This window comes from Variovorax sp. P2_H12 (assembly GCF_056403395.1).
Window position 1 is genome coordinate 1 of the sequence record NZ_JBFUFO010000126.1, and the last position, 620, is coordinate 620.

Genomic DNA, 620 nt, shown 5'->3' on the forward strand with positions numbered 1-620 from the left:
GTCCTGGACCCCGCTGCAGCAGCGGGCTGCGATCGCGGTGGTGGTGCTCGTCCTCGGGCTGTTCCCGAACTTGTTCAGCATCCTGTTGCCGCTCGCGGCGGTGCTGAGCTGGGCAGCCGGGCAGCCGCTGATCGTCGGTGCGGTTATCAGTGGGCTGTTCTTCGCCCGCCGGCAGAAGGCGCCGAAGGCCGCCTCGGCTTTGGCTGGGGGTGCTCGATGACGGTCACCGAGCTTCGCCCCGAGGGCGACACGTACGCAGAGGGCCTGGCCCGTGCCGAGCAGATTCGTGCCGAGGCCGAGGCGCTGCGGGCGAAGACGGATTCGGACCGCCGCCGCCAGGAGCTGATCGACGCGAAGGCGGAGGCGAAGGCCCAGAAGGACATCCAGGCCGCGCTCGCCGAAGCGGCGGACGAGGAGCGCAGGCGCCAGCAGGCCCGGCGGGATGAGGCGGTCCGAAAGGCGAAGGCCGAGAAGTCGGCGTCGCTGTGGAAGAAGTCGGCGGCAGCGATCGCGATCGTCTGCATCATCGTCTCGCTTCCGCTGCAGATCATGGCGTTCTGGGACCCGAAGGCCTGGTTCCTTGTCGCCGCGCCGTTCGTCCTGGAGGGCGTCGCCTGGGC

At 70.0% G+C, this 620-nt stretch carries 2 protein-coding genes; both read left to right on the plus strand.

Translation table 11 applies throughout. The annotated features are described in order from the left end of the window. A partial coding sequence (locus tag AC1DYK_RS35495; RefSeq protein ID WP_478170538.1) for a hypothetical protein occupies positions 1-220 on the plus strand: 220 nt, incomplete at its 5' end. Continuing rightward, positions 217-620 (plus strand): hypothetical protein (locus AC1DYK_RS35500; protein WP_478170539.1); only part of this gene is annotated, 404 nt, incomplete at its 3' end. The genes AC1DYK_RS35495 and AC1DYK_RS35500, both read left to right, overlap by 4 nt.